The organism is Kaarinaea lacus (assembly GCF_975902315.1).
In genome coordinates this window covers 1-6,552 of sequence record NZ_CDLKIE010000384.1, presented here as the reverse complement: position 1 = coordinate 6,552, position 6,552 = coordinate 1, and the positions used below count along the sequence as shown (strand labels likewise).

Annotated in this window: 7 protein-coding genes, 1 tRNA gene and 1 pseudogene; 3 read left to right on the top strand and 6 right to left on the bottom strand. The window is 43.2% G+C overall.

Going from position 1 to position 6,552, the window contains the following annotated elements; translation table 11 throughout:
* The first annotated feature begins 197 nt into the window (after positions 1 to 197).
* A complete protein-coding gene (locus tag ACWVCM_RS12360) occupies positions 198 to 1,454 on the top strand; it encodes a S8 family serine peptidase (RefSeq protein WP_455202060.1) in 1,257 nt (418 codons plus the stop codon).
* Between the two features lie 457 nt (positions 1,455 to 1,911).
* Here the strand turns inward: ACWVCM_RS12360 and trhA are convergent, their stop codons facing one another.
* The gene (gene trhA, locus ACWVCM_RS12355) at positions 1,912 to 2,595 is read right to left on the bottom strand and encodes a PAQR family membrane homeostasis protein TrhA (protein ID WP_455202059.1); all 684 of its coding nucleotides are present in this window, start codon (positions 2,593 to 2,595) and stop codon (positions 1,912 to 1,914) included.
* Between the two features lie 107 nt (positions 2,596 to 2,702).
* Complete coding sequence (locus ACWVCM_RS12350) at positions 2,703 to 2,909, bottom strand: cold-shock protein (protein ID WP_455202058.1); 207 nt, start codon at positions 2,907 to 2,909, stop codon at positions 2,703 to 2,705.
* A gap of 324 nt (positions 2,910 to 3,233) precedes the next feature.
* Between ACWVCM_RS12350 and ACWVCM_RS12345 the strand changes: the two genes are divergently transcribed.
* The gene (locus ACWVCM_RS12345; RefSeq protein ID WP_455202057.1) at positions 3,234 to 3,521 is read left to right on the top strand and encodes a DUF3820 family protein; all 288 of its coding nucleotides are present in this window, start codon (positions 3,234 to 3,236) and stop codon (positions 3,519 to 3,521) included.
* Here the strand turns inward: ACWVCM_RS12345 and ACWVCM_RS12340 are convergent.
* Both ACWVCM_RS12340 and ACWVCM_RS12335 read right to left on the bottom strand, forming a co-directional pair.
* Entirely contained in the window at positions 3,488 to 3,961 is a 474-nt protein-coding gene (locus tag ACWVCM_RS12340; protein ID WP_455202056.1) for a LabA-like NYN domain-containing protein, read from the bottom strand. The two genes, ACWVCM_RS12345 and ACWVCM_RS12340, sit on opposite strands and share 34 nt — an antisense overlap.
* Before the next feature lie 43 nt (positions 3,962 to 4,004).
* On the bottom strand, positions 4,005 to 5,351 hold the full coding sequence (locus ACWVCM_RS12335) for a DEAD/DEAH box helicase (protein ID WP_455202055.1): 1,347 nt from the start codon (positions 5,349 to 5,351) through the stop codon (positions 4,005 to 4,007).
* Between the two features lie 383 nt (positions 5,352 to 5,734).
* On the opposite strand from ACWVCM_RS12335, the gene cspE reads away from it, so the two are divergent.
* Positions 5,735 to 5,935 (top strand): transcription antiterminator/RNA stability regulator CspE, encoded by a 201-nt coding sequence (gene cspE / locus ACWVCM_RS12330; RefSeq protein ID WP_455202054.1) that lies wholly within the window; start codon positions 5,735 to 5,737, stop codon positions 5,933 to 5,935.
* A gap of 205 nt (positions 5,936 to 6,140) precedes the next feature.
* Here cspE and ACWVCM_RS12325 read toward each other — a convergent pair.
* Positions 6,141 to 6,217, bottom strand: a tRNA-Pro gene (locus ACWVCM_RS12325).
* A 31-nt stretch (positions 6,218 to 6,248) separates the two neighbouring features.
* A pseudogene (locus ACWVCM_RS12320) lies at positions 6,249 to 6,552 on the bottom strand (hypothetical protein); the annotation flags it as partial.

Genomic DNA, 6,552 nt, shown 5'->3' with positions numbered 1-6,552 from the left:
CTAGTTTTACTGTAACTCGACAAATTGAAGTTTGACCTAATCGAATAGCATTTAGCCTAAGGAAGACAAAATGAGAAATCCTTTAATAGCGGTAACCTATCCGAAAGACTATACTTTTGGATTTATGAAACTAATACGTATTAAAATATGAGTAGTCTGTAGCAGGGTAGGATCAAATAATAACAAGGAGGGTGTTCATGAAAAAGCGTAATACCATAACGCTAATAAGTACACTTGTGGTTTTACTGAATATAAATAATGTTGCCATAGCAGATCCTGGTGCTGATGCGCCGGAATCATTGAAAAGATTAGTCGCAAATACCGTAATTTGTAAATTTACAAATACCGTGTTACCTCAGAATATTCCGGCACACGCGAGCACAATTGCGCAAAAAAATAATTTGCAAATACGGCATACCTATACATCTGCATTTCGCGGATTTTCCGCTAATTTACCACCTATAGCTGCAGAGAAACTTGTAAAGCAAAATCCGTTAATTGAATATTGTGAGCCCAATTCTCTTGTAAAAGCGGGTGGTCGCCCCAGCGGTGGGGGTAAAGGTCAGGGGCAAGGTAAAGGAAATACCTTTGATCCTATCCCACAAGTGATTCCACAGGGTGTTATACGTGTGGGTGGGCCGGTAGATGCAACTGGGCTGAATGTTTGGGTGATTGATTCCGGCGTTGATTTGGATAATCCGGATTTAAATGTAGACGTCACTCGCGGCAAGGATGCTGTTAAAGATAATGGAAACGGTACGCTTGATGATGTGTATGGCCACGGCACACATGTAGCCGGCACATTAGCTGCAATCGACAATGAAATTAATGTAGTAGGTGTTGCCGCGGGTGCTACTATTATTCCTGTGCGTATATTAAAGGCCAGTGATTTTGGTGCAGCCGATGATGCAATTGCCGGAATAGATCATGTGGCCGCAAATGCTTTGCCAGGCGAAGTAGCTAATATGAGCGCTTGGTGGTGGCAGCACAATCGTGCATTTCACGAAGCGGCTTATAATCTCGCTGAAGTGATTCCCTTCATTGTAATATCTGGGAATGATGGAGAAGATTTGAATATCATGCCAGCAGAACCTGCTCATGTGGAACATCCCAATTTAATTACTGTGTCAGCCGTCGATCATAGTGACATATTTGGATGGTTTTCCAATTACGGGTACGCAGGAGATTGGGACAGTTGCGGAGTAAACCTGCCGGGAGAAGCGACTTCACCAGAATTATTTGATTGTGCAACTGTTGATTATGCCGCACCAGGTGTTGACGTTTTATCTTTGCAACCCGATGGTAGTTTGGCAAACTGGTGGGGAACATCCATGGCCGCTCCACATGTCGCTGCAATCATACTGTTACTACAAAATGATCGAATCAAACCTCGCACTGACGGTTCTGCGATTGGCGATCCTGATAGTAGGAGTGACCCAATAGTCCATCGATAAAAAATATTTTAAGCTAGACCACCGGGTTGGTGATGAATGTTACTGGCCCGGTATTTGGCAATCCGAGTGTTTTCTTTAACTGGCTATTCGTACATAATCCCGCATCTATTAAATTCCTTAGTATCTTCCTTTGTATTGCTGATTGGCAATAATTTAGAAATTTTTATAAAAGTTCATCTTTTTACAGCAAATCTGCTGTCAAGTTGCATGCTGAAAGTGATTGGTAGAATAGGAAAAGTGACTGAACATTGGTCGGAGTGAAAGGATTTGAACCTTCGACCCCCGCCTCCCGAACGCGCTCAAATAGTGTTCATGATCAATGGCTTATAATCTAAGCTATTGAACACCTGTTACTTTCAATCACAGATATTTCCCACCTCATCATCTCAATTCCCGGCCATACTGACCCAAGAGTGGCCCATAAATGCAGCGGTAATACGCATCAGTATTCAAAATATTATGCATAAGACATTACTTTGTCCTTGTGCATTTGCGCCATACGGTGGGCAAATTGCCAATGAAAACTGATGCCTAATAGTACGAATATATGAAATATTTCATGCGGACCGATAACACCTGATATTAAGATGGGATAACGTAACAACTCCAAGGTGGCACCAAGTGTATACGCTAATGCACCATAAATCAGTGGCAATATCGCGCTAAAGCCCAGACGCCGATACAACATATAACCGGTGAACGCGCCAAGCCATCCCAGGCTTAGGTACAATGCGAGACTCAGTAGTTCAGGCACTTGTTCAAAATAGATACTTTTAAGAGTGACGCCGGTAATTGCCGTACTCCAAACTAATAATAATATGCCCCATCGTTTGAATTTTTTAAATTGTAGGGTGTGAATTGGAGTGAACGTTGCTGCTATGAGGATAAATATTGCTGCGTGATCCAATACCTGTAAAACATAACGGCCACTGGTATCAGGTGTCAGTAGATGAAAAACACCACTCATTACCAATAAAAATACTACAGCAAAGGTGAATATAGTAAGGGATACTGTTCGGCTTATATTGCCGCGCAGATTCCATATCATGACAATACCAATAATAAGGAATATCGGAGAACTGAACAGGTGTGTCATTGAACTTACGGGATCACTGAATCCCGGAATGGAATAAACAGTCATTCTATTGTTCCTGACAAACCAAATATCCTTTCAACGGGAATCACTTGCTATATAAAAACAAACCCCACAAAGGCGGGGTTTGATTTTTATCAAGGAAAGTGTACATGTTACGCAGATGTAACATTTGTTGCAGAGGGACCTTTAGGGCCTTGTTCAATATTGAAACTCACACGCTGACCTTCGTCCAAACTGGCATAACCGCCGGCGTTACTGATTGCGGAAAAATGTACGAATACATCTTTGCTGCCATCTTCAGGAGCAATAAAACCAAAACCTTTCGCGGAGTCAAACCACTTTACTGTACCAATTTTCACTATTAATTTACCTTTTAATATAAACAAACGATATACATTCAATATACATTTATGGTCATGCGGGGAGGACGATAAGGAGGGAACCTAACAGGTGTAATCCAGGCATTCTGCCAGCCAAAAACAATAAAAGTATTTTCCTTTTCACATTCAACTGATTGTTACAAATCAGTAAATATGCGAACGATAATTAAGACTTGGGTCCACTGATAAAGTTCCAATATAAATAACTTATTGGACAGAAAATCAAATGCTGAAAATAAAGTGATGTATTGATACGTTCAAATAGTGTACGCTAGCTCATCCTTATAAAAAGAAGCACAATCCATGAGCATACAGGGTACCTACAGCGATCCGGAGTTGATCTTTAAACTGAGCAGTTTTCGCATGCCTTTTGGCAAGCACTCAACAATGCTCCTGATCGATTTGCCACTACCGTATTTGGACTGGTTTTCAAAGCAAGGCTTTCCAAAAGGCGAGTTGGGTCAGTTAATGCGAATAGTCTATGAAACTAAATCAGACGGCTTGGGGCATTTTTTTGACGATATACGAGCAAAGTATCCAAACCATGAAGCTGATTCTTACAGCAATAAGTCTCCTTCAATAGGATTATAGACAGAAGCTGCGTCAATAAGAGTATTGGCGGTTAACGCTGGAACGGCATAAACTTCCGTGCTCACGCCAAAGTCCTTTTTGATTTTTTCCAATAACAGATCGAAGTCGCCATCGCCTGATAATAAGACAACGATATCAACATCTTTCGCTGCGTCTAAAATATCAATGGTAATACCAACATCCCAATCACCTTTGGCGGAGCCATCACTTCGCTGAATAAAGGGCTTTAGTTTTATAGTGAAGCCAATTTGCCGGAGAATATCCTGGAAATTTCGTTGTTTTTCATCGCGACGATCAATGGCATAAGCGATAGCGGTAACAATTTCACCCTTGTCACTTAATTGTTGCCAGAGTTTTCGGTAGTTAAATTGGCGACCGTAAGCCTGGCGCGTGGTGTAATAAATGTTTTGCACATCGGCAAAAACCGCAATTTTTTTCACACTAGAACCTGTTAGCGCTAAGTTTAGTAGTAATATTTTAGTGCTAACGTGCGTCTTGTGCACCGAATTTAGCTTGATTACCCGATCTCGTCCGGCAGTTCGAGTTTCCCTTGAAGGTGGGACGCTGATTGTTCCAGGCTGATGCCGATTTTTTACTCGATGGTTTTACCGAGCGTTTTTTTGAATTCTGCTGCTGTTTGCCGCGTCCTTTGTGAATAGGCTCAGGTTTGATGGAAAGGTCGGGTTCAAAGTCGTCAATGACTACTTTGGTGATATCGCATTTTATTAAACGCTCAATATCTTTCAGTAACTTATGTTCATCGACACAAACGAGCGACATGGCTTCACCTTCATTACCGGCGCGTCCTGTGCGCCCGATGCGGTGTATATAATCTTCCGCGCTACTTGGTAATTCATAGTTAATTACGTGAGGTAACTGATTGATGTCCAGTCCTCGTGCGGCGATATCCGTCGCAACCAGTACCCGCACTCTACCGGATTTAAAATCAGCCAGTGCCCTGCTGCGTGCACCCTGGCTTTTGTTGCCATGAATGGCGGTAGCTCTGATGCCGTCGGCCATCAGGTGTTTGGAAAGATTGTCAGCGCCATGCTTGGTACGCGTGAACACTAATACCTGTTTCCAGTTCCTGGAACCGATCAGAAAAGAAAGTAATTCACGTTTACGGTTTCTATCTACCGGATGCACTATCTGGGTAACACGTTCTGCGGTTGTGTTACGCTGTGCGACTTCAATCAAGGCTGGTGACTTTAACAGCTCATTAGCCAGTGTTTTAATTTCCTTGGAGAAAGTAGCTGAGAAAAATAAGGTTTGTTTTTCTTTAGGCAAGCGTGCGAGCAATGTACGGATATCGGGCATAAATCCCATATCCAGCATGCGGTCGGCCTCGTCGAGAACCAGGATATCCACCGATGAAAGATTTACCGTGTTTTGATTGACATGATCCAGCAATCTGCCGGGCGTTGCAACGATGATGTCGACGCCTTTTCGCAGCTTCGTTATTTGTGGATTGATTTTCACGCCACCAAAAATCGCCGTGGAACTTAGCGGCAAGTATTTGCCATAACACTTGATACTTTCTTCAACTTGGGCAGCCAGTTCCCGTGTTGGCGTCAGCACCAAGGCACGGACTGTGCTATGAACTTTCCCTTGATGATCACTTTTTGAATCAAGGGATGACATGATTCTTTCCAATAGTGGCAGGGTAAAACCAGCGGTTTTTCCAGTACCCGTTTGTGCGCCAGCCATGATGTCGCGTCCTTCGAGAATAGCGGGGATGGCCTGAATCTGTATGGGAGTGGGGGTGCTATAACCCTTTTTGGAAACAGCACGGAGTATTTCGGCCCTGAGACCGAGGGATTCAAATGACATATTGTTATATTCTCCTGGATCGGCCTACCCACGCTATCTGCTGGGTCGGTCTAGGCGGAAACTGTGTATTTCGGGGTGAATCTGGAAGGATTACCGCTTTTAATGGAGGTGCAGACCGAAGTGCACCGGAATTTGCAGGGAAGTATACCTGAAGTTGTGTAAAATAGGTGATTAAATTGCAGCATTATTGAATTGAATCGCCCTGATTTAACGTTTTTTCAAACAAAGATGGTAATTTAGGTCAAATACTAGCTACAATATACAGTACAGCGCTACATTCTACCTTGGTTATTGTCAGAAGTTCTTTCGCAGTATTCTCCTGTTAATTACCTCGTAAGATTTGTAACACTTTTTTATTATTAATTTTGAATGAGGTAATTATTATGACTACAGGAACCGTAAAATGGTTTAACGAATCTAAAGGCTTCGGCTTTATTACACCTGACGATGGCGGCAAAGACGTTTTCGTTCATTTTTCAGCTATCGCTAGCGAAGGTTTCCGCACATTAGCCGAAGGCCAACAAGTAGCTTTTGAAGTGGAAAGTGGACCCAAAGGACCGCAGGCAGCAAATGTAAAGATATAAGCATTTATTAGTTTGATATTTTGAGGAAACCCCACCAGCAATCGTGGGGTTTTCTTTTATGTAGCATTTGTTGTTTGAATACTATATCAAGCCAACGTGCCCTTTTAGAATGTCTATCTATGCCTTCGACCACCGCCTCGCGGTATTCATAGAAGCTAATAATTGAATGGAAGGTTATTGAGTGATACAAGGAGTGACTGAATGTTGGTCGGAGTGAAAGGATTTGAACCTTCGACCCCCGCCTCCCGAAGACGGTGCTCTACCAGGCTGAGCTACACTCCGATGGTGATAGATGACGACTTGCAGTGAAAAACTAAAACGTCCGGTTGACGGAGAATTCCGCTAGGTTGACCAGGGCGTCTTTGTATTCGGATTCGGGAATATCGTGCAACATGCTGAGCGCAAGGTCCGCTTCCTGGCGCGCTCGCTGCGCAGTGTATGCTATGGCGTCGGTGGATTCAATGGCTTTCATGACTGCTTGAATGTTGTCGCGGCCGCCATTCAAAATTGCATCGCGGATAGTATCCGCGTGGGTTTTGTCGCCGGTACTCATGGCTCGAATCAGCGGTAAAGTGGGTTTGCCTTCCGCCAAGTCATCGCCGATATTTTTGCCAATG

Coding starts and splice junctions, on each gene's coding strand:
- ACWVCM_RS12360 (WP_455202060.1), top strand. CDS start 198: ATGAAAAAGCGTAATACCATAACGCTAATAAGTACACTTGTGGTTTTA.
- trhA (WP_455202059.1), bottom strand. CDS start 2,595: ATGACTGTTTATTCCATTCCGGGATTCAGTGATCCCGTAAGTTCAATG.
- ACWVCM_RS12345 (WP_455202057.1), top strand. CDS start 3,234: ATGAGCATACAGGGTACCTACAGCGATCCGGAGTTGATCTTTAAACTG.
- ACWVCM_RS12335 (WP_455202055.1), bottom strand. CDS start 5,351: ATGTCATTTGAATCCCTCGGTCTCAGGGCCGAAATACTCCGTGCTGTT.
- cspE (WP_455202054.1), top strand. CDS start 5,735: ATGACTACAGGAACCGTAAAATGGTTTAACGAATCTAAAGGCTTCGGC.